This is a genomic window from Nostoc sp. DedQUE12b (assembly GCF_034530835.1).
GTDB lineage: Bacteria > Cyanobacteriota > Cyanobacteriia > Cyanobacteriales > Nostocaceae > Nostoc.
Genome location: NZ_JAVRCI010000017.1, coordinates 16,723 through 38,649, shown reverse-complemented (window position 1 = coordinate 38,649; position 21,927 = coordinate 16,723). Strand labels below are relative to the sequence as shown.

The window sequence follows — 21,927 nt, the reverse complement described above, 5'->3', positions numbered from 1 at the left end:
GAATTGAGTATTTAAGCATAAAATAACTATCCATTAATACACACAATTGGATATTAATTTATCATAAATCCAGTCGTGTGCATTAATGGATAACTCACTTTTAACTTATGACTAACAATAGGTTCGTTATTCTAGAGGATCGATGAACCATTGTTGATAAGTACCACCATTCCAGTCATTTAGGTATATAATGCCGTCTTCCTTACCATCAAGCACACGTCTATCTACTTTGTGTATAATTTTTACACAATTATCATTTAATTTTTCAAAGCTCCACTGTTGATAATCACCTTCATTCCACTCATTTAGGTATACTGTGTCATCAGAACCTTTACCATCAAGTACACGTCCACTTTCTTTATGTGTAATTCTATACCATTCACCTCCTAATTCTTCAAAATTCCACTGTTGATAATCACCTCCATTCCACGCATTTAGGTATACTGTGTCATCAGAACCTTTACCATCAAGCACATTACCATTTTCTCTGTGAGTAATCCGTGAGTATCCAGCCATGATTTATTGCACCTTTTTAATTTTGTAAATTTCGCTATTAGCGTATATTACCAGTAAACATATACATATTTATATTTTTTTTTAAATGTTAATAAATACGCAAGGAAAGTTAAGAAAGTTAAGAGATATTGAATAAAAATTTTTATATTTTAATAAAAAATAGGCGTTGCATAAATGCGGGATGATTTAGGCAAATACAGGTACTTCTCTATACTCTAAATAATGTAGTAATAAACGAATGGAGTACTTAAGCATATCCACTGATTTGGAATAGCAAAGTGTTTTTCGATGTAGGCGTGCTAAATAGTGACGTAAACGTGTATTTTCACCTTCTACTCTGGTAATATATGTTTTACTAACGATATGATCGCCTGGCTCAATAAAACTGGGGTAAACTTTCCATCCATCGGTAACATAAAAATAGCACTGCCAGCAGCAAACAATATCCCACAAAGGTTTAAATGTTTCTGCACTATGGTCTCCTAAAACCCAAGCTAAAATTCCTTCACAAAAGTGATTTACTGCCGTCCACAACCAAATTTTGTTTTTTTTGAACCTACAAAGGTTTCCAGTTCATCTAACTCTCCAACGGATGGTATCTCTTTAATTGGCGGTGCATCTGGAAGTTTTTCGCCAATAAGTTTTAGCCAATAAATTACGGTTGTATGATGAACTCCCTTGTCACGCTCGATCGCTCGAAATCCCAAGACAAGAGACGTATGACCTTAAACAGTCTTGTTTGATCTCATCTGAGTATCCTTTTGGTGGACTATAGACATCGATAAATTGACGACCACAGCTTACACAAATGTGATTTTGCTTACCTCTTCGTTTACCGTTTTTTCTAATCTCAGTAGACTCACAGTATGGACAATACACAGTAGAACACCTCGATTCATCCCTCCATTATGCAACGCCAGAAATTACAACTTCTAAATTTATGTCAAGCTTTGACGAAACTGAAGCCATTTATGTGCGCGAATTAGGAATTGATGACATTGCTCCCATTTACCACTTGGGAGAAGGGTTATTTACCAGCGATTTATATCCTTATTTATACCGCACCTGGGATGAATGGGAGGTGATTGGACTTTACAACACCGATCCAGAATATTGCCTTGTGGCTGAAACAGACGGAGAATTAGCGGGATTCATTTTGGGAACGATCATTACCAAAGCATCCTGGACTTATGGATACATTTTATGGTTGGGAGTTAGTCCAAAGTTCCAGCGGCGGGGAGTTGCAGATAAGTTGGTTGATAAAGTCGTCGCGCGGATGATTGAAGATGGGGCGCGGTTTATGCTGGTAGATACCGATCCCACCAATACTTCAGCATTAAAGTTTTTTAACCGCAAAGGTTTTGGTAATATTCGCCAGCATATTTTCTTATCGATGAATTTAAGCAAGCATGAATATTATGGCAGATTGATTGATTACGAACATCAAAAAGCTGAAAGAGCAGGTTACAGGCGATCGCGTCCAGCAATTCGTGCTCGTAAACCTGATAGTGTTGCTAATGAAGTTGTCCTCAACCCTCTAGTAAATGAATCTCAAATAACTGAGGATCAATCTCCAATCTAATAAAAGTTAGAGTAACCCTTTCAAGCTGGGTAAAATTTTGGGATAATAATTCCTCCTTTCTCCGTGTTCTCTGCGCCTCTGTGGTTTAAGAAATTACTTTTAAACCGTAGGGGCACAGAGAACGCAGAGAGAAAAGCATGATGGCGATCGTTAATTTTGAATTTAGAGCAAAGTGGCGTGACTTATGTGTATAGAATTTGGGCGGGAAATCTGCGGCAATCTTGACATTGCAGAATCGCGGGAGTGGTTAGTTACTAACGGTATTGGTGGTTACGCCTCTGGGACTGTGGCTGGTTTATTGACTCGCCGCTATCACGGACTACTGGTAGCAGCATTGAAACCACCTCTGGGTCGTACCTTAATGCTGACAAAACTAGATGAAACTGTATTGTATGGCGATCGCTCTTATTCTCTAGACACCAATCGTTGGGCAGATGGTATTGTCAGTCCCCACGGTTATCAGCATATTGAACGTTTTTCTCTGGAAGGTACAATTCCTGTATGGTGTTTTGCTGTTGCCGATGCCTTATTAGAAAAACGCGTGTGGATGCAACAAGGCGCGAACACAACTTATGTCCAGTATACTTTGCGTCGTGCCACCCAACCGCTAAAGTTGACGCTCAAAGCAATAGTCAACTACCGCGATTATCACAGCGACACTCAAAGCAATGGTTGGCAGATGTCTGTTGAGGAGGTGGAACAGGGGATTTGTGTAACTGCTTATCCGGGTGCTGTACCACTATATTTACTGAGTGATTCACCTAAAGGCGATGCCTACGGCGGCAAGCTACGCAGCGTTTCAGGTGTTAGTGTATCTGTCGTCCACGATTGGTACCATGGCTTTGACTTAGCAGTTGAACGCTATCGGGGATTGAGAGATAAAGAAGACCACCTCCACGCTGCCACCTTTGAAGTTACACTGAATCCTGGGGAAGCGATGTCTACGACGGGCTACGCCTACGCCTTTGTAGCCAGCACAGAAAAACAACCAAATCTCAATGGTGAAGCGGCACTAAAGTTACGTCGCGTTCAAGAGCAGAAGTTAACAGGATTTTGGAAAACTAATCGACCCCTGAAAACTAAGGAATCACCTAATTGGATCAACCACCTAGTACTAGCGGCTGACCAGTTTATTGTCGATCGCTCATTGCCAGAAGACCCCTACGGCAAAACCATCATCGCTGGTTATCACTGGTTTAGCGACTGGGGACGCGACACGATGATTAGTCTACCTGGTTTGACAATTTCCACTGGTCGCCCAGAGGTAGCACGCTCAATTCTTCGCACCTTTGCCAGATACGTAGACCAGGGAATGCTGCCTAATCGCTTTCCTGATGCAGGTGAGCAACCAGAATATAATACAGTCGATGCCACTCTCTGGTACTTTGAGGCAGTCCGCGCCTACTATAGCGCTACAGACGATGATACCTTGCTTGGTGAACTCTTTCCCATACTTGCAGACATCATTGATTGGCACTGTCGCGGTACACGCTACAACATCCACCTCGATGCCGCCGATGGCTTACTTTATGCAGGTGTTGCAGGCGTACAACTGACCTGGATGGATGCCAAAGTTGACGATTGGGTAGTTACGCCGCGAATTGGCAAACCGATTGAAGTTAATGCCCTCTGGTACAATGCTTTACGGACAATGGCAAAGTTTGCCCGTCAGCTTGGTAAACCACACCAAGAATATGAGGCAATGGCAGACCGGGCAAAGTATAGATTTTCTCGCTTCTGGAATGATGAGACAGGTTATTGCTATGACGTTCTAGACAGTCCTGATGGTGATGATTCAGCGTTGCGTCCTAATCAAATATTTGCTGTGTCATTACCAGAAAGTCCGCTCACACCTACCCAGCAAAGGGGTGTGGTGGAAGCTTGCGGGCGATCGCTGCTGACTTCTTATGGGTTGCGATCGCTTGCCCCCGATCGTCCTCAATTTCAGGGTAAATACGGCGGCAATCAGTATCAACGTGATGGAGCTTACCACCAGGGAACCGTTTGGGGTTGGTTATTAGGGCCGTTCGTCTTAGCACACCTGCGCGTCTACAAAAATCCCGAACAGGCTCGTCAATTTTTGGAACCAATGGCTAATCATCTTAACGCGCATGGTGTTGGTAATCTCAGCGAAATTTTTGATGGTGATGCCCCGATGACTCCACGGGGATGCATTGCCCAAGCTTGGACAGTGGCAGAGGTTTTGCGTGCTTGGTTGGCGACAGCGAGTTGATACGGGAAACCGTGATCTATCTACAAAGTCGATTTTGTCAAGAATTTTTAAGAAATTAAAATCTTTCAGAAAAGGAAAGACGTAATGCTGAAGTAATCCTCAAAAGTTTATAGACACGCTTTAGTGTTAGGAGGAAGTTATGCCGTCAGGAATGATGATCGAAGGCAAATGGACAACCGATGGGAATAAATCAGATCCTAGCGGTAAGTTCAAGGAAACGCCAACAACGTTTCGCGATCGCGTCACTGCTGATGGTTCTAGTGGGTTTAAGGCAGAAGCAGGGCGCTATCACCTCTACGTTTCCTTGGCGTGTCCGTGGGCGCATCGCACCTTAATTATGCGAGAAATCAAAGGTTTGAATGATGCCATCTCAGTCTCTATCGTCGATCCGATTATGAGCGACAAGGGATGGATGTTTTCTGAAGCACCGGGAGCTATTCCTGACTGGGTGAATCACACTCAATATTTGCAAGAGATTTATCTGAAAGCCACTCCCAAATACACAGGACGAGTTACCGTTCCGGTGTTGTGGGATAAGCAAACTCAAACAATCATCAATAACGAATCTCGCGAAATCATGCGGATGTTTGACGTAGAGTTTGGGGAATTGGCAACACAAAAAATAGACTTATACCCACGCGACTTACAGCATCAGATTGATGAAACGATTGATGCAGTTTATCTGCCAATCAATGCTGGTGTATATCGCGCTGGTTTTGCGACTTCACAAGCAGCCTACGAAGATGCGGTAACTGAACTCTTCGAGAGTTTAGATCGATGGGAAGCCATTCTGAGCCAGCAACGATATTTATGTGGCAATCAACTCACCGAAGCCGATATTTGTATGTTTGTTACTCTGTATCGGTTCGACTCGGTGTATTACGGTCACTTTAAGTGTAACTTGCGGCGAATTATCGACTATCCAAATCTCTGGAATTATCTACTAGACCTATATCAGCGTCCTGAGTTCAAAGCGACTTGCAATTTAGACTATACCAAGCGCGGCTATTACATGAGCATGACTGATATTAATCCAAATCAAATTGTGCCGAAGGGGCCGATCGTTGATTTTGACCAACCGCACGATCGCGAACGCTTCACTAAGGCGTCTCGTAGAGAAGTTATCGCCCCCTATTCATAGAAAGGAAATTGCACAATCTAACTGGAGTAACACCATGAGCCTTGTATCAGGTATCCACCATGTTGCAGTGGTGACAGCAGACATCGACCGCTTTATCGACTTCTATACTGATGTATTCGAGATGCCAGTAATCTTCCAAGAGACGACCCCAGCCTTTCGTCACGCACTTCTGCTAGCTGGATCGCAGAGTGTGCTTCACGCAGCAGAGATATCTAATAATATTCATAGTTCTGGATTGCCGGATATGTTTGGACGAGGACACATCGACCACCTAGCTTTGAATGCCCCAACAGAATCAGCATTCCAGATTATCCGCCGCAAACTCATAGATCGGGGCGTGACTGATGGCGCGATCGCCGATCTTGGGCCAGTACTTAACTTGTCATTTTCCGATCCTGATGGTATGCATATCGAAGTTTGCCTGATCGTCGATGCTTCACTTCAGGGTTTTCACCAACCGCGGCCATATCTAGAGGCTATCAACCAATAGGTTGAAGTTAGCATTAGTCCCCTTCGCTGTTTGTGGTTAATTAATAGTGTCGATTTCGTCTGCTTATTTTCAACTTGCGATCGCGTCGCCGGATTAGATGCAAAGCCGATGATTATGTAGTTAAGCTCTTCAGTATTGAGGAACTATTAGCTAGAATTCGCGCTTATCTCCGGCGCACGCAAGAAACAGACGAGGATTTGTTGCAATTTGAAGATTTAAGCTTAAATAGGCGCACTCATGAAGTATTTCGGGAAAAACGAAGCATTCAGTTAACAGCAAAAGAATTTGACTTATTAGAATATCTCCTTTCACATCCCCGTCAAGTATTTACTAGAGATCAAATTTTAGAGAAAGTTTGGAGTTACGACTTCATGGGTGATTCTAATATTATTGAAGTATATATTCGTTATTTGCGGCTTAAGTTAGAAGAAAATAATGAAAAACGTTTGATTCATACAGCCCGTGGTGTAGGCTATGCACTACGGGAGTAATCGTAATGACTTGGTGATTTCGAGAAAAGCAACATATTCAAGATAAAAGAGGATTATGAAGAAAAAATGGGCTGTTAAACGACTTACAGTAAATCTCACAACTGAGGAAATGAAGAAACTTGAACAATACTGTACTCTCACAGGAAGACCAGCAACAGATGTAATTCGAGAATTGCTCCGAAGTCTTGAGGTTGACAATACTGAAAACTCTGAGATGGGAACAGCAGACTCAACAATGACTGTTGGTAGTTTGTCAAAATCACAGTAAATATCCACTCGAATATAGCAGACTTCTTGCAGAAGTGGGGTAAAGGGGAAGGGGTAAAGGGAAAAGGATGGAATTTTCCCTTTACCTTTAACCTTTCCCCAATATCTTGCAAAAGTAAATTTTGCAAGATGTCTAGCGTTCCCTAATCAGAATCAGCTACAGCTTAACCTCACCTCCAACCCCTCTTTTCACCAAGGAGAGGGGTTTGGGGTGAGGTTTTGATATGTACTTTATGCACTTGGGAACTTCTATATCCCGCCAAATTAACGTCTTTACACCTTTTGCCTTTCCTATGTCTTAACAAGCATCGATTATGGGCATCATAATCCCAGTTCGAATACATCAGCTAGCAGCCAGAAAACTATTTGGCAGCAAGTTTTTCATTTATAAATGTAGTATCGACCGATGGCAAATAGTTTTAGACCTTATCTCTTTGTTTCTCAATATAGTTTGTATGCTGTATTTTTTTTGGGATGCCTACAGATTCAATTGGGAGTAATCTGTAGCGTAGGTATTTGGATATTATCAGAAGCTAAATTACAAGCAGCCCAAGCACATCAGACCTGGAAATCACCTTTAGGATTGACTGAGCAAGTTACCAAAGTAAATCCTGAGTCAGCACAATACTCAAAACCAATCCCCTATCGATTAAAGCCAAAACCTATTTTGCTGGCGGCGCCCGAAAACTTCAATCCTGATTTGCGATTACCACCATCGCTACCCAAACCACCACAGCAGAATTCTAGCCCACCATCGCTACCCGAACCACCGCAGCAGAATTCTAACCCACCAAAAACACCCACCGAAGCAAAAACGCCGGATGCAGTTCTGGAAAGTATTCATACGGACTATCGCTATGACACAGACAACTTTGGTCAAACTAATTTTTTCCTTGAGCCAACAGTTCAGTTTCGATTGAGAAATGGCAATAAAATATTTTTCAAGACAGGTTTTAACTTCTTTGAGCAACGCGGTGTTGAATCAATTACCAATTTTCCCTTGCAAGTTGGATGGCAAGGAAAAATTGGACAAGTGACTCTACAAACAGCAGCCGGAGTCGATGTGTTCAATCGTCTACCCACAGCTATCAATCTCAATGTTAAGGTGGATGCTCCCATTTCGCCGCCACGAGTTTCGTCATCAGGTCGATTGCTATCGGCAGTAATAATATCAGGTAATTTAGAACAAGGGCCTTATAAATCCAATGCTCGAACTTTAGACAATCAAATTACTGCTTGGCGATTTGGGCCTGATTTATACTGGCAGATTGATCGTGACACCAGCTTATTTTCATCATTGCGTTTGGGTAGTTACAACGATGGTAATTCCGAGGTGCAGTCTTTTAGTAGGTTAGAGCGCAAGTTCGGACAATTTTCTTTGGCAGCTAACTTATTCACTTGGAGTTACGATCGCGATTTAGAACGCACAAGCGGCTATTTTTCTCCACCAGATTTTCTAGTTTATAACGGTGAGGTAGCTTGGGAGGGAAATATTGCTAATTTCTTACGCTGTCGCCTCGCTGCCAATTTAGGCCGGCAGCGGCTTAAAGGAGAATTTGACAACGCCAATACCTATCAAACGCGCTGTACTGTAAAACTCTCGCCCAGTATAGAAGCAGACTTGGGCTATAGCTTTAGTAATGTCCGCAATCAAGAAACCGGGGGAAGCGCCTACGGTGGTAATTCCTTCACAGGACAGTTGCGGGTCAAATTTTAGGAGGCAGGGGGCAGGATGCAGAATTCAAAATGAATCTACAATCAAGCCTGCTATATATTTTTGATTTTTTTATTTTCTTCAAATTATAAACTTTGACTATAGCGTTTACTAATCACATGAGGTACATCATATTCCCCTCCTCGCTTGCGGGGAGGGGGTTGGGGGTGGGGTTCTTGTACCTCACTCAACTGAGAACCGCTGTATCAATTGTCTTCTGAATTCTGACTCCTGAATTCTGAATTTTAAATTCTTTTTTTAAATCCAAAATGGTATAACCCTGAAGAATGAAAGCACCATTACCTAATAACGAAACACAGCGAATCGAATCTCTTTTGGAGTATAAAATACTCGATACTCGTCCGGAAGCAGCATTTGATGATCTTACCCGTTTAGCCTCATATATTTGTGGAACTCCCATTGCCTTAATCAGCTTAATTGATACTAATCGTCAGTGGTTCAAGTCAAAAGTTGGTCTGGATGCCCTACAAACACCCCGCGATTTGGCATTCTGCGCCCATGCTATTCTGCAACCTGAAGTTTTTGTTGTACCTAATGCAACAGTTGACGAAAGGTTTGCGACAAACCCGTTAGTCACTTCTGACCCAAATATTCGGTTTTATGCTGGTGTACCGCTGACTAACCCTGAAGGATATGCACTAGGAACACTTTGTGTAATTGACCGTGTACCAAGAAACCTCTCTCCAGAACAAGTTGAAGCATTACGGATTCTCGGTCGCCACGTAATCAAGCAACTAGAAATGCGGCGCAGTTTGGCAAGTTTGGTATTGGCAAATGATACACGTAAACAGGCACAGAAAACGCGCAAACAATTTTTTCAAAGAATAGCCGGAGGGTTTGGGTTAGCATCGGCAATTTTAGTTTTGATTGGCGTTATTTCTTATCAAAATACACGCATATTGATTGATACAAATAATCAGGTACAAAGAACCCAAGAGAAAATCAATCAACTAGAAGAATTACTGTCCGAGATGAAAGATGCTGAGACTGGACAACGCGGTTACATCCTCACTGGACAAGAAAGTTATCTAGAACCTTATCAAGCAGTAGTTGAAAACATCGATCAAAAAATTATAAAACTGAAGAATTTAATCGCAGATCAACCTAATCAACAAAAGCAGCTCGCAACCCTTGAACCGCTGATAGCTGCAAAACTTGCCATACTTAAGCAAACTATATACCTGCGTCAAAACCAGGGATTCGAGGCGGCGTTGCAGGTAATCCAGACAAATCAAGGAAAACATCTCATGGATGATATCCGCAAGATCATCAATGAGATAAAGAATGAGGATAAAAGGTTGCTTCAACAGCAGTCACAAGCTGCAAAAACCAGTGCTAAAAACGCGATTTTGACAATTGCGATCGCTATTTGCCTAAGTTTTCTGATTCTGGCTATGGTCTACTACTTTATTTATCGTGAGGGAAAGGAACGTAAATTAACAGAGGAAACACTGAATCAAGAACGCAACTTTATCTCAGCAGTCCTTGATACAACCAGCGCTTTGGTAATAGTTCTTGACCATAAAGGGCAAATTGTTCGCTTCAATCAAGCTTGTGAACAAATTACTGGTTATTCATTTGATGAGGTGAAAGGAAGGCATTTCTGGAATCTGTTTCTACTTCCTGAAGAAATCGAGCCAGTTAAAGCAGTTTTTGAGCAGTTGCGATCTGGTGAAGCGCCCAAAGAATACGAAAACTATTGGGTAACTAAGGATGGCAGTCGGCGGCTGATTGCCTGGACTAACACTACCTTGCAAGACTATGAGGGCAACGTTGAATACATCGTTGCCACAGGTATTGACATCAGCGATGTCTACGAAGAACTTCGCTTACGTCAACGAACTGAACAGCATCTAAAAGCAGAGTATGTTACAACCCGGATTTTAGCAGAGTCAACCACAATCAATGAAGCCATGCCCCAAATATTGCAAGGAATCTGCGAAAGTTTGGGATGGGATTTTAGTGAATTTTGGATGCTAGATCAACGAGCAAATCTACTGTCCTTGCTAAATACATGGTACAAAATCTCCTTTGAGATGCAAGAATTTGACATCCTCAGTCGGCAGACCACATTTGCACTAGGAATAGGGCTGCCTGGCCGTGTCTGGGCTAGTCTTGAACCTGTTTGGATCGCTGATGTCGTTAAAGATCGGAGTTTCACTCGCTCTCAAATCGCTGCCGAAGCAGAACTGCACGGAGCTTTTGGTTTTCCGATCTGTAGTGGTAAAAAAATCATCGGTGTCATTACCTGCTTTAGTCATGAAATCCAGCAAGCTGACCCAGATTTGGCAAAAGTCATGAATTTGATTGGTGAGCAAGTAGGGCAGTTTATTGAGCGCAAGCAGGCAGAAGAACAACTCCAACGCCAAAACTTGCGATCGCAACTATTTACTGAAATCACCCTCAAAATTCGTCAGTCTTTGCAAATCAAAGAAATTCTCCAAATCACTGTCACCGAGGTTCAAAAAATTCTCCATAGTGACCGAGTTTTGATTTATCAGCCAAAGGCAGATGGCTCTGGAGCTACCGTGGTTGAGGCAGTAATTTCTGGCTGGCTAGCAATTAAAGAGAAAGAGCTAGTCAATGCTTACTTTCAAGCCGAATATATCCAGCAGTACTATCTACAACAGTACCGTCAAAAACCGAATCTGGGGCTTGCAGACTTGGATATAGCTGAAGTCCAAAAAAACCATCTCGAATTACTGCAACAATTTGGAGTCCAGTGTAATTTAGTCATACCCATTCTCGTCAAAGAAGAACTCTGCGGTTTACTGATTGTCCATCAGTGCGGCGGCTCTCGCCAATGGTCTAGCTTTGAAACTCATCTTTTACGGCAAATAGCTGACCAAGTAGGTATTGCCTTAGCCCAAGCCCAAATGTTAGATGCAGAAACTCAACAACGACGAGAACTCGAAATTGCTCGTCACCAAGCTGAATTAGCTTCTCAAACCAAAAGTGCCTTTTTGGCCAACATGAGCCATGAAATTCGGACTCCAATGAATGCTGTATTGGGCATGACAGGCTTAATGTTAGAAACTCCTCTAAATTCCGAGCAACGGGATTTTATGGAGACAATTCGCATTAGTGGCGATGCTCTGTTAAGCCTGATCAACGAAATTTTGGATCTGTCCAAACTAGAGGCTGGGGAAATGGCACTAGAAACTTTAGACTTTAACTTATCTACCTGTGTAGAAGAGGTGTTGGAATTATTGGCTCCCTCAGCTCATCATAAGGGATTAGAAATTGCAGGATTAATCTATAGCAACGTCCCTACCCAGCTCCAAGGCGATGCTGGCCGTCTGCGACAAATTCTTATGAACCTGATTAGCAATGCGATCAAGTTCACCAGCAAGGGAGAGGTAGTATTACGAGCAGAATTGCGATCGCTTTCTCTGACTACAGCCACCATCTATTTTGCGATCGTAGATACCGGTCTTGGCATTACCCCAGAAGATCAATCCAAACTCTTTAAGCCATTTACCCAAGTAGATGCTTCCACCACCCGTAAATATGGGGGGACAGGTTTGGGATTAGCCATCTGCAAGCAACTGGTAAGCTTGATGGGAGGAGAAATGGGTGTAGAAAGTCGGTTGGGAAAAGGATCTAAGTTTTGGTTTGAAGTAACTCTCGCCAAACAAATTGACTCTATTTCCTTAGAAGGCGAACGCGAACTTTTGCTCAATCGGCGCTTGTTAGTGGTGGATGATAATGCTACAAATCGCAAAATTATCTACCATCAAGCTACCCGTTGGGGGATGCTGGTGGATCAGGCTGCTTCGGCTACTACTGCTCTCAAAGCTATTCAGGAGGCTGCCAAGCAAAAAAATTTCTATGACATAGCTGTAATTGATATGCACATGCCAGAAGTAGATGGCATGACTTTAGGAGAACAAATTAAAGCAAATTCAGCAATCGCGGGGCTACCTTTGATTATGCTTACCTCTACCGATCAACGCGATGAAATCCAGCGATCGCTAAAAATAGGATTTGCAGCTTATTTAGTCAAACCTGTTAAGCCATCGCGGCTCCTCGATACCATCATGACTATTTTAGGAACACAGATGGAAGAGGAGTCTGAAGTCAAAATTCAGGAGTTAGAAGTTAGAAGTCAGGATTTAAAACTGAAAAATTCTGAAAACAACCGCAACTATTATTCTAGTTCGCAGCTTCCACTTCCTAACTCCCACAAATTAAGAATTCTCTTAGCCGAAGATAATTTGGTGAATCAGAAAGTCGCTTTGAAGCAACTCAAAAGCCTGGGTTATAGTGCTGATGTTGCTGGGAATGGGCAAGAAGTTTTGCAGCTATTAGAAAAAATTCCCTACGATTTAATTCTGATGGATTGCCAAATGCCAGTTCTCGATGGTTTAGAAACCACAAAAGAAATTCATCGTTGGCAAGAAAACTACTTTGCCAGTGGTTATCGTCCGGTGGTAATTGCAATGACAGCTAATGCGATGAGAGAAGACCAACAAATGTGTCTAGATGCTGGAATGGATGACTATTTGAGCAAGCCAGTAATCAAAGAAAATTTGGCGGCGACGCTAGAGCGTTGGGGAAATGTGATATTAGAAGCAAAAGAAACACCTGCCACAGAGCAAACAGTTTGTACAACAGATGTAGGTTCAGTTAACCTCCCAATTGATTGGGAACGCTTGCACCAACTCTCAGAAAATAACCCAGAATTTGAATTGGAACTACTGCAAATATTTGTTGAGGATATTCAACCTCGTCTAGAGTTAATTAAAATAGCGATCGCAGATCATGACTTTGAGCAAATAGTACTCCAAGGTCATCAGATTAAAGGTTCTAGTGCCAATATGGGAATTACAACCATGCATCTGGTAGCAGAAAAACTGGAACAATTAGCTTACAACCAAGAGCGTCGAGGTACTAGTAACTTAATCTTGGAGTTAGAAGACTTTGTTAAACGCATCCAAGAGTTTTTAATGCAAACTCCTAACTCTTAATTTCCCACTTTTATCATTGAAATAATTAATAATATTTAATCATAAATAAACAGTAACGATTATCTGCTGTCGCCTCATAACTTAACTTGTCAGCAATGGTGGACATGATTTTTAAACCACGTCCGCGTTCTCGATCGTTATTCTCAAATTCAGATGTTTGCCGTAATTTATGCTCTAAGTCAAAAGGCTGTCCTTGAGACCAGATGCGAATTTCTATATATTCATCTAACCGCACAGCTTCTATCTCAATAGGAGTTTCAATAGGCAAATTTTTGTGGGCGTGTTCAACAATGTTAGTAAAGCCTTCTATCAAAAGTGTTTGACACTGCCACCAAATTTCTTGATGGGGAATAGGTGGTTGATTCATCTGCTCGAACCAAGACAAAACTTGAGGTGAAGCTGTCAGGTCTGTATTGACTTTGAGATAAATTTTATGATTCACTTTTTAAATAAGAAAATATTTTTAAATTATCATATTCGTTAATTCTTTATTTAATTTGAGTATTTTTACTATACATTAAAAACTAAATTGCATATAACTTAAATTAAAGCAACTATTTACCGAACATTTTACTTAATAAATTGTATTTATGTTTAAAATTCTGGTTATTGATGATGACCCAACAGTACGAGCTGTACTAAAAAGTACACTCCAAAAGCAGGGTTATGAGACTACTGTAGCAAGCAATGGCGAAGAAGGAATTAGACAAGCACAACTACTACATCCGGCTTTGATTATCTGTGACTGGATGATGTCCCAGGTAGATGGGCTAGAAGTGTGTCGCCGAATTAAAACAGATCCAGAATTAGCAACTACTTTTTTTATTTTATTGACGGCTAGGGGAGCAGCTCGAGGAGAGGAGGAAGATAGAGTTAAGGGACTTGATGCTGGAGCGGATGAGTTTATCTCCAAACCAATAGAGATGAATGAATTGAAAGCACGAGTAAGAGCAGGGCTAAGGTTACACCAGCTAAATCAGGATTTACAAAGTCAAAAGCAAGCTTTGGAGACACTAAATCAGGATTTGCAAACTCAAAAGCAAATTTTGGAAGCAGAATTAGCTGAGGCTGCTGATTATGTGCGATCGCTTTTACCCTCACCGCTTGTAGGAGCAGTAACTACAGAAAATCTGTTTATTCCCTCAGCGCAGCTAGGGGGTGATTGCTTCGACCATTATTGGATTGACGAGGATCATTTGGCAATTTATTTGTTAGATGTATCTGGTCATGGGGTGGGTTCAGCCCTCCTATCGGTATCCGTACAAAATGTTTTGCGATCGCAATCTCTACCAAACACTAATTTTTGTCAACCAAGTGAAGTCCTAATAGCACTCAATCATGCCTTTCAAATGAGTAAGCACGGTGATAAATACTTTACAATCTGGTATGGAGTTTATCACCGCCTTAAACGTCAACTCATTTATGCCAACGCGGGACATCCACCCGCTTTACTATTATCTAATACCTCCATAAACAGCATCGAAATTAAACAGCTAAATTCTTTAGATTTACCAATTGGCTTTTTGCCTGAAGTTCAATTTGAGGATGCTGTTTTTGAGGTCGAAGAAAACAGCACTTTATACATCTTTAGTGATGGTGCTTATGAAATTAATCAGTCAAATGGTAAAATTTGGGGGATTGATGCTTTCATTGACTTACTAACCAAATATAATCAGAATACCTGTAACCTCAATCAACTATTAGCGAAGATTCTTACCTTAAATACTCAAGATAATCTTGATGATGACTTATCTTTAGTCAAAGTTAACTTTGGTTAGAAGAGTCAAAAATGCATCTTTAATTTTGGATTGTTTAATAGCTTATTGTATTGCCAATACTTGACGATTAAATTCATCTTGATCGGCAAAGCTTTGAAAAATTCTATCCATTTTAGTCAGTTCAAATAACATCCTGACTTGATCGCTTATAGAACAAACAAAGAGTTTAGCATTAGAAGTTCGTGCCATTTGCATTGCTGATACTAAAGCACCTAAGCCAGAGCTATCAATAAACTTTACTTCTTTCATATCGAGCAACAAAATATCGGCTCCATCTGCCAGAATATCGCTAACTTCACGACGTAGCTGATTACCTCTAATGCCATCTAAAATTCCAGATAATTCTAGTACTTTTACATTCAAATGCATGGTTTTATTTTCCGATTATTTGGCTTGAAAACTATGTGGTTATATTTTGGCATTGACTTAATGCAAACCGCAATAGATAAAGTCTGCAATTAGCTTTGTTTTACTATTTGCTGATTAGTATTATTTGCGATCGCCGTAAAAAAGCTTGCATCAACCCACTGCCGAGAAATTTCAAAAGCTTCAAAATAACCATCTTTTTGACCTAACTCTCGTGCCCAAAAGCGAGACAGAACAAGTATGGCATCAAGTTGCATAAATGCTTTATTTAACTCCGATTCATAACAACCTATAGCTGCAACTTTTTCTTCAATTACAGACGTAATATCCACAAAAAAGTTGGGTTCAAAACCCCGCAAAAAAACAGGTGGTGCTGAATACCACAAGGGTATATTTTTGCGGGTAGCAACATTAGAAACTGCGATCGCACACACTTCATGATCTCTATGTCCATATTTTTCAGGTTGTGGTGCGTGAGTAATAATCAGATCCGGTTGCCAACGCCCAAGAGCTTCTTCAGTAACTTTAATCACTGCTTGTGTTGAGAAATTACACTCCTCAAGAGCATGAAACTCGTAAGTTGCACCGATGATTTTACCAGCCGCATCTGCTTCTTGATGACGTGTACCCTTAACAGGCGAACTCGAAAGACCGCCATCAGTCAAAATTAAGCAACGAACATTCCATCCAGCCTTGGACATCAGACTGAGAGTACCAGCAGCAGGTAGAACTTCATCATCAGCATGAGCATAAATTGTTAAGACAGTTCGCTGACCAAAGTTTTTTGAGTCTGAATAAGTGTTCATAGCTGTTTTCTTTCTAGACTGGATTTATAAGTTAGTAGTTATTCTCCTTGTTGCCTCTGCTCACTCCTCCTATTTACCTCTTAAACCTCTTTTGGAGGCTGCCAAACAGATGCACCGATAATAGCCCACAAAAGTAATAAATTATAGATAGCCCATGCACCATTAAGCAGGTGAACTTCAGGATTATTTAAATGACCAATTGCGAATTGATAAAGGCTCCATAACATCCCCAAGATGGTAAGGATAAAAACAAGCAACTGTGGCCAAACAAGCCGGAGATAAATCCCAGATTGTCGTTGTTTAGGTGTGACTTGAAAATTGAGTTTTTGTCCTGTAAACACACTCCATACAGCTTGGATTAATAAAGGAAATAAAGCGATCGCATATTGTTCGGAGCGCCAAACTTCTCTAGCTGGAATGCCCCAAGTAGCTGCAAGGAAAGTTAGACGGTTAATAATAAAAGCTGGGAAAAAGTGTACAGCAAAGTCAGGGCCGTAGCTTCTAACTGGAACAATATCCGTAAAAAAATAGATAATTGGACAAGAAATAAAAACCAGAGTTGCAAAACCAGAAAAATAACTATACATTGTCTTAAAATACTGCAACCTTTGCCAAAAGGTTAGCCCTGATTTTGTCAATGGATTTTCCCTCACTAGCACTTGAATAGTCCCTTGTGCCCAGCGTAGCCGCTGCTTAAGAGTAGAACTGAGATCGTCTGGGGCTAAACCTTCTGCCAAAAGTTCATTGTGATAAATAGATTTCCAGCCAGCACTATGCAGACGCATGGCTGTATTCATATCTTCCGTAATGCTATTACTGGATACCCCACCAACTAAATCAAATTCATCTAAACGTTTTTTATCTTTGGCAAATTCATCAGCAAAATTTTGCAGTCCTACACTAACTAATGCTTCACGTCTGAGGATCGCATTTGTGCCAGTATAAAACGCAGCGTTCATGCCATCTTTACCTTGTTGAAGTGGCCCGTAAAATAAATTTGCTCGATGTCCAAAAGGATCGCCTGGAGGAATATTGTAAAAATCCTGGCGGGTCTGTACAAAAGCAATTTGATTCTGGTCGTATTTTCCTGTTGAAAGATTATAGGTATAGAAATAAGGCAGAACTCGCTTGATAAAATTTCGCTTGGGAATGTGGTCAGCATCTAGAGTAACAATAAAATTTCCTGCCGTTTCTCCAGAAAAAATTGCGTAATTGATATTGCCTGCTTTCGCATGATGTGCGACGCCAGGCGTTTTGGGACGAGCAATGTAGCGAAAACGAGCGAGTTCAACTAGTTCTAGTTCTTTTTTACGAATCGCTTCTTCTAAGGCTTTCCCTTCGGTAATTAAGCGATCGCGAATATTTTGATGAGTCGGAGGTAGCCAAAGAATCAGCGATCGCAAACTTTGTACAAATCCAGCCGCAGGCTGGTTCACCACTGATTCTGATGTTTGCAGCCATTGTTCGGCAGCTTGAGTATTAGATGTCAGATTTTCCAGCTGCTTCAAGCGTTCCAACAAACCAGAATGTTCTGCATCAATCCGTTCCGCTTCTAGCTGTAATTGTGCTGACTGCAAATCTTCAATACACAATCTCTCTGTCATCGCTCGCATATCAGCCGAGTTCCCATCATCTAGCACATAAACGCGTAACTTGATTGGCGGATAATCCATTGCCAGAGCAGCTTTGGCAGTTTCTTCGACAATTTCCGGCGGCTCATTATAGCAGGTTATAAACACATCCACTGTTGGCCAGTCGGCTCTGGGTATGGGTGGGGTCATCTGGTCGAGAGATTTAACTTGTCTAACTAAAGGTCGCCATAACCCAATTACAAACATTACGCCACCGAAATAGCTGTAAATCTCTGCTATCAGCAAAGGAATAGAAATCCAGAGGGCATCAAAATTGATCGAATGGGTGATGCGCCATTGCAAATACCAAATACCAAAAATTAAATTGATTTCTGCTAAATAACGAAATAACAGCGTTCTTTTTTTGAGTAATGAGCGGCTGTTACCAGGAAAGTTTGTTAGAGAAACTGAAGTCATCTTTGTACCAATAGTTAATGTATCTGCATCCTCATCAAAATAAGTATTCCCTAGTTAAATTTGCGATTAACAACTTTTGCTCAACCAAACCAAAATTGGTGTTGCTGATTTGAGTTATGAATCTGGATGTAAAGACGTAGCAGTGCTATGTCTCTACAAGGATTTTGGTATTACTAGGACTTATGCAAAACTACACACTGTATGGGCAATTTTATGAACATTGGTGTCAACTTAACGTAAAACCCTTGTCAAAACGTGATATTCAGTTCTCTGGCTTCCCATCACGATCTGCGTTACCCTACCCTAACCCTCCCCGTATGTATTGGGGAGGGAACTCGATTTTCGGCTTCCCCCCAATACATCGGGGGGATTGAGGGGGGTAATTCGACTTGTGTGTACACCGTAGCCTTTATAAGGGGGTAAAACGCTTGTGAGATAAGCGTTTGAGCTTAAGTTGACACCAATGTTTTATGAATTGCCCCTATCTGAAAATCAGGGTTCCGGTTATGTTATTTTGTGCCAGTTACTAGGTGAGTATTTTGACCACTTGAAACCCAGTAACTTCCAGAACTATCAGAAGTTAACTTGGTTTGTTGTGTGGCGCTGTTTGGTAGACCTCGCCCAGAATTTCCCTTGGTAACTGTCTGCCACCAAAGAGATTTCATAGTGGTAATCGGACGAATTAAGGGTTGTCGATTTGTCACATTGTATAGCAAGGATTGCAAAATCATACTGTTGGTGCTGCTGGTGAAACCAACTGCTGTTTTGCCAGTGGTTTCATAGAAGCCCTCATAAAATCCAATTAGTGGATTATATAAGTCAGTCGTTCCTTCCTGTAACTGTTGACTATACTTATTGTCTGGAAGCAGGGCATTATAGGCAAAAGCTACTGCTGTACTTACCAATCGCCCCTTTGGTACTGGTTGACCATCATCTCCTAAAGCTACCCAAGACTCCCCTTGTCCAGTAATTGTACTGTGGACAGTGTAAGGTTTACGATCAATTAAGGTGGTGGCTGAGGCTGTGAGGGTGCCGATGCGACGGTAACGTTCAGCTTGTGCTTGGAAAATTGGTTCAAAGAGCGATCGCATTTTTGGATCTAATCCAAACTCCAATCCATAGAGTACAAAAGGATTGCTAACTGTGTATTGGTTTTTGGAATTAGTATCTGTGCGATGGCGTTGAATTGGAACTTTCAATCCCTCCACTGAGGCAGTTCGATATTCACCCCCAACAGCAGAACGATCAAGATTAAACCCCCATAATTGAAAAGCACGAGCGGCATATTCCTCATAACCCAAGCGGGTTTCGGGGTTAACGCGGGTGAGATATCGCCCATCTTGCTCTTTGGTAACGTTGGCACTAGAAAGAATACCTTCGCGCACCACACGCAAGTATGACCAATCCAGGACAATTTTATCTACAGCAGCCGTGTATTCTGGATGACAGCTTTTTAAGTTGTAAAGCGCTGCCAGCATTCTACCCAAATCTAAAGCTGACCAACCATTTCCTTCGGGAACTGGATTACCACCATAATCGACTGGTTGGAGAGTTCTGGTATCATAACTCCGACTCGGCAATTCTCCAGCAAATAACGGTAACTTTGTCAAGGCTGCTAAGAGATGCCGGGTGCGCTGGTCAAATTCTTTGGGAGTAATTGTATCGAGCGATCGCGCCGCATGGAGTGCTGCGAGATAATCTCCCAATCCCCAGAGGGTTGCACCTTTAAAATCACTGCGATCGTCTATCAGCCCACTCTTGGCGTGATAATTCGCTTGAAAGTATCGCCAAGCCGCATCTGCATAGCGCCGTTCAATAGGCGTTAGCGATCGATCTAGTTTCAGTTTAGATGATGGCTGGGGACTATCCACTGGTGGAATAGGTGCAACAGCTACTTCTGTAGGTTTAGAAGTATCCGCAGGGGTTGCAGTTGGAGTCGTAACAGTAGAATTCGGTTGATTTGCAGGTGTTGCACCAGAGGCATTTTCACTCGGATTGCCTGTAGTATTAGGTTGATTTGAGGGTGTTGCTGAAGAAGCATTTTCACTAGGCTTGCTACTAGACACACTCGCAGAAGTGGAAGCAATTAACGGGTGATTTCCCTTAGCTTTGTAGTATAAAATCTCCAAAATTAACCCATTAGTATTACCTGTCAAAGCTTTGTTGGGTTGTTTTGATTCTTCATAGATCCCAGCATAGTAACCGCTATCTTCAGGACTGCGAAGATCCTTGACTGCATCAAAAACTTTTTGCGCATAAGCATTCTCTGGAAACAGATAGCGCCAGCCAAAAGCAGCTTTTGTACTGAGGCTGCGAAACTGTGGATAAGGTTGATTGGCATCGGTAATAGTTGCCCAGTTTGTACCGTTGGCGTAAACGGTGTTGTAGAGAAAATAAGGTGCTTGGTCGATATTATCTTCTGTTACCGCAGTTAATTGACCTGTGGTATCAAAACGCCGTTTTTGTACATCTAAAACCCTGGCAGCAAATTCAGCTAATTCACCTTGCAAGCCAAATTCAATCCCATCAAGGATATACGACTCACTCACAACGTAATTATTAGCGTTGGTGTTTTGAAAGTCACGGCTATCAACAGGGATTTGCACACCGTTAATTTCAACTAACTTAAACGGTTCTAAAGCAATAGCTTTGGGTGCTGAGAAACCCCAAAGTTGATAACCTCTAGCGCCGTATTCTTCGTAACCGAGTCGTCCTTCTTGCACTAGTAAGGTTTTGTTGTCAGAGAGAACAGTAGCGCCAAAAAGTTGTCCATCTTTGAGCGATCGCGCCACCTGCCACTTCGCTACAATTCCTTTGAGCCAGTCATTATATTGAGGATGACAGGTACGGATGACATCAAACGCAGCCAGTATTCGCCCAACATCCAAAGCAGACCAACCAATACCTCGCTCTAGTGGATTGTTGCCATAATCAACCATCTGTCCTGTGGCTGCATTATAGACTTTATTGGGCAAGGCATCTTCAAATAACTTCAGACTGCTAAGAGTCGTCAAAAACTTATTGAGGCGGGAATCAAAGTCTGCTTGATCGGTAAGATTCAACCATCGTGCAGCATTCAATGCCATCAGGTAGTTACCCATATCCCAGAGTGTACCTGAAGGATAACCCCCAGTAGAATTGGTAAATCCCGTTGCTGGCTGATAATTTTTGACAAAATACTGCCAAGATGCACGAGCATAAGTTTGTTCTTCAGATGTAAGCGGGGTTGTAATATTGCTACAGCTATTGGAATTTTGAGATAAGACTGGTGTCGGGATGTAAAACAAAAATTGCAAAAATGTTCCAATTAAGAACAATGCAATCCATCTCAACAGCCTTTGTTGAGGGAGTTTGTATATCATAATTCAAAGAAGGAGTTCAAAGAGCGTCATCGCCCGTCTGTACAGTTATACCTGATAAATCAAGTTTTATCAGGTATAAAAAATAGACTTGGCGATCGCTTTAGTCATTAGCGGTCATGAAGTTGGGTGTGGGATGTGGGGT

The 21,927-nt window shown here is 41.7% G+C and carries 14 protein-coding genes and 2 pseudogenes; 9 read left to right on the top strand and 7 right to left on the bottom strand.

Annotated features, from left to right (window positions below; all coding sequences use genetic code 11):
* Window positions 1-126: 126 nt before the first annotated feature.
* Window positions 127-516, bottom strand: coding sequence for an RICIN domain-containing protein (locus RMY16_RS11385; RefSeq protein ID WP_322736450.1), 390 nt, complete (start codon window positions 514-516; stop codon window positions 127-129).
* Window positions 517-702: 186 nt separating this feature from the next.
* Window positions 703-1,395, bottom strand: a pseudogene (locus tag RMY16_RS11380) (IS1 family transposase).
* Window positions 1,396-1,456: 61 nt separating this feature from the next.
* On the opposite strand from RMY16_RS11380, the gene RMY16_RS11375 reads away from it, so the two are divergent.
* From RMY16_RS11375 to RMY16_RS11340, 8 genes and pseudogenes are all read left to right on the top strand, one after another.
* Complete coding sequence (locus tag RMY16_RS11375; protein ID WP_322736449.1) at window positions 1,457-2,098, top strand: GNAT family N-acetyltransferase; 642 nt, start codon at window positions 1,457-1,459, stop codon at window positions 2,096-2,098.
* Between the two features lie 184 nt (window positions 2,099-2,282).
* Window positions 2,283-4,331 (top strand): amylo-alpha-1,6-glucosidase, encoded by a 2,049-nt coding sequence (locus tag RMY16_RS11370; RefSeq protein WP_322736448.1) that lies wholly within the window; start codon window positions 2,283-2,285, stop codon window positions 4,329-4,331.
* A 139-nt stretch (window positions 4,332-4,470) separates the two neighbouring features.
* Window positions 4,471-5,472: a glutathione S-transferase family protein gene (locus RMY16_RS11365; protein ID WP_322736447.1), complete on the top strand. Its 1,002-nt coding sequence runs from the start codon at window positions 4,471-4,473 to the stop codon at window positions 5,470-5,472.
* Between the two features lie 34 nt (window positions 5,473-5,506).
* Window positions 5,507-5,962, top strand: a complete 456-nt coding sequence (locus RMY16_RS11360) for a VOC family protein (protein ID WP_322736446.1) — start codon at window positions 5,507-5,509, stop codon at window positions 5,960-5,962.
* A gap of 78 nt (window positions 5,963-6,040) precedes the next feature.
* Window positions 6,041-6,453 (top strand): annotated as a pseudogene (locus RMY16_RS11355) (response regulator transcription factor); the annotation flags it as partial.
* A gap of 55 nt (window positions 6,454-6,508) precedes the next feature.
* Window positions 6,509-6,721 (top strand): CopG family transcriptional regulator, encoded by a 213-nt coding sequence (locus tag RMY16_RS11350; protein WP_322736445.1) that lies wholly within the window; start codon window positions 6,509-6,511, stop codon window positions 6,719-6,721.
* A gap of 405 nt (window positions 6,722-7,126) precedes the next feature.
* Window positions 7,127-8,437, top strand: coding sequence for a hypothetical protein (locus RMY16_RS11345; RefSeq protein WP_322736444.1), 1,311 nt, complete (start codon window positions 7,127-7,129; stop codon window positions 8,435-8,437).
* Between the two features lie 284 nt (window positions 8,438-8,721).
* Window positions 8,722-13,425, top strand: a complete 4,704-nt coding sequence (locus tag RMY16_RS11340) for a response regulator (protein WP_322736443.1) — start codon at window positions 8,722-8,724, stop codon at window positions 13,423-13,425.
* A gap of 25 nt (window positions 13,426-13,450) precedes the next feature.
* Here the strand turns inward: RMY16_RS11340 and RMY16_RS11335 are convergent, their stop codons facing one another.
* The gene (locus tag RMY16_RS11335) at window positions 13,451-13,867 is read right to left on the bottom strand and encodes an anti-sigma regulatory factor (RefSeq protein ID WP_322736442.1); all 417 of its coding nucleotides are present in this window, start codon (window positions 13,865-13,867) and stop codon (window positions 13,451-13,453) included.
* Window positions 13,868-14,015: 148 nt separating this feature from the next.
* Between RMY16_RS11335 and RMY16_RS11330 the strand changes: the two genes are divergently transcribed.
* Window positions 14,016-15,203, top strand: coding sequence for a PP2C family protein-serine/threonine phosphatase (locus tag RMY16_RS11330; RefSeq protein ID WP_322736441.1), 1,188 nt, complete (start codon window positions 14,016-14,018; stop codon window positions 15,201-15,203).
* A 42-nt stretch (window positions 15,204-15,245) separates the two neighbouring features.
* On the opposite strand, the gene RMY16_RS11325 is transcribed toward RMY16_RS11330, so the two are convergent.
* The 4 genes from RMY16_RS11325 to RMY16_RS11310 all read right to left on the bottom strand — a co-directional run bounded on the left by RMY16_RS11325 (window position 15,246) and on the right by RMY16_RS11310 (window position 21,785).
* Entirely contained in the window at window positions 15,246-15,572 is a 327-nt protein-coding gene (locus RMY16_RS11325; protein ID WP_322736440.1) for an STAS domain-containing protein, read from the bottom strand.
* Window positions 15,573-15,661: 89 nt separating this feature from the next.
* On the bottom strand, window positions 15,662-16,375 hold the full coding sequence (locus RMY16_RS11320; RefSeq protein ID WP_322736439.1) for a PIG-L deacetylase family protein: 714 nt from the start codon (window positions 16,373-16,375) through the stop codon (window positions 15,662-15,664).
* Window positions 16,376-16,455: 80 nt separating this feature from the next.
* Window positions 16,456-18,423, bottom strand: coding sequence for a glycosyltransferase (locus RMY16_RS11315; RefSeq protein WP_322736438.1), 1,968 nt, complete (start codon window positions 18,421-18,423; stop codon window positions 16,456-16,458).
* A gap of 509 nt (window positions 18,424-18,932) precedes the next feature.
* A complete protein-coding gene (locus RMY16_RS11310; protein ID WP_322736437.1) occupies window positions 18,933-21,785 on the bottom strand; it encodes a DUF3131 domain-containing protein in 2,853 nt (950 codons plus the stop codon).
* Window positions 21,786-21,927 lie beyond the last annotated feature (142 nt).

What these genes read in the sequence shown, in the direction of transcription:
- RMY16_RS11385 (WP_322736450.1), bottom strand. Translation starts at nt 516, where the DNA reads ATGGCTGGATACTCACGGATTACTCACAGAGAAAATGGTAATGTGCTT.
- RMY16_RS11375 (WP_322736449.1), top strand. Translation starts at nt 1,457, where the DNA reads ATGTCAAGCTTTGACGAAACTGAAGCCATTTATGTGCGCGAATTAGGA.
- RMY16_RS11370 (WP_322736448.1), top strand. Translation starts at nt 2,283, where the DNA reads ATGTGTATAGAATTTGGGCGGGAAATCTGCGGCAATCTTGACATTGCA.
- RMY16_RS11365 (WP_322736447.1), top strand. Translation starts at nt 4,471, where the DNA reads ATGCCGTCAGGAATGATGATCGAAGGCAAATGGACAACCGATGGGAAT.
- RMY16_RS11360 (WP_322736446.1), top strand. Translation starts at nt 5,507, where the DNA reads ATGAGCCTTGTATCAGGTATCCACCATGTTGCAGTGGTGACAGCAGAC.
- RMY16_RS11350 (WP_322736445.1), top strand. Translation starts at nt 6,509, where the DNA reads ATGAAGAAAAAATGGGCTGTTAAACGACTTACAGTAAATCTCACAACT.
- RMY16_RS11345 (WP_322736444.1), top strand. Translation starts at nt 7,127, where the DNA reads ATGGCAAATAGTTTTAGACCTTATCTCTTTGTTTCTCAATATAGTTTG.
- RMY16_RS11340 (WP_322736443.1), top strand. Translation starts at nt 8,722, where the DNA reads ATGAAAGCACCATTACCTAATAACGAAACACAGCGAATCGAATCTCTT.
- RMY16_RS11330 (WP_322736441.1), top strand. Translation starts at nt 14,016, where the DNA reads ATGTTTAAAATTCTGGTTATTGATGATGACCCAACAGTACGAGCTGTA.
- RMY16_RS11325 (WP_322736440.1), bottom strand. Translation starts at nt 15,572, where the DNA reads ATGCATTTGAATGTAAAAGTACTAGAATTATCTGGAATTTTAGATGGC.
- RMY16_RS11320 (WP_322736439.1), bottom strand. Translation starts at nt 16,375, where the DNA reads ATGAACACTTATTCAGACTCAAAAAACTTTGGTCAGCGAACTGTCTTA.
- RMY16_RS11315 (WP_322736438.1), bottom strand. Translation starts at nt 18,423, where the DNA reads ATGACTTCAGTTTCTCTAACAAACTTTCCTGGTAACAGCCGCTCATTA.
- RMY16_RS11310 (WP_322736437.1), bottom strand. Translation starts at nt 21,785, where the DNA reads ATGATATACAAACTCCCTCAACAAAGGCTGTTGAGATGGATTGCATTG.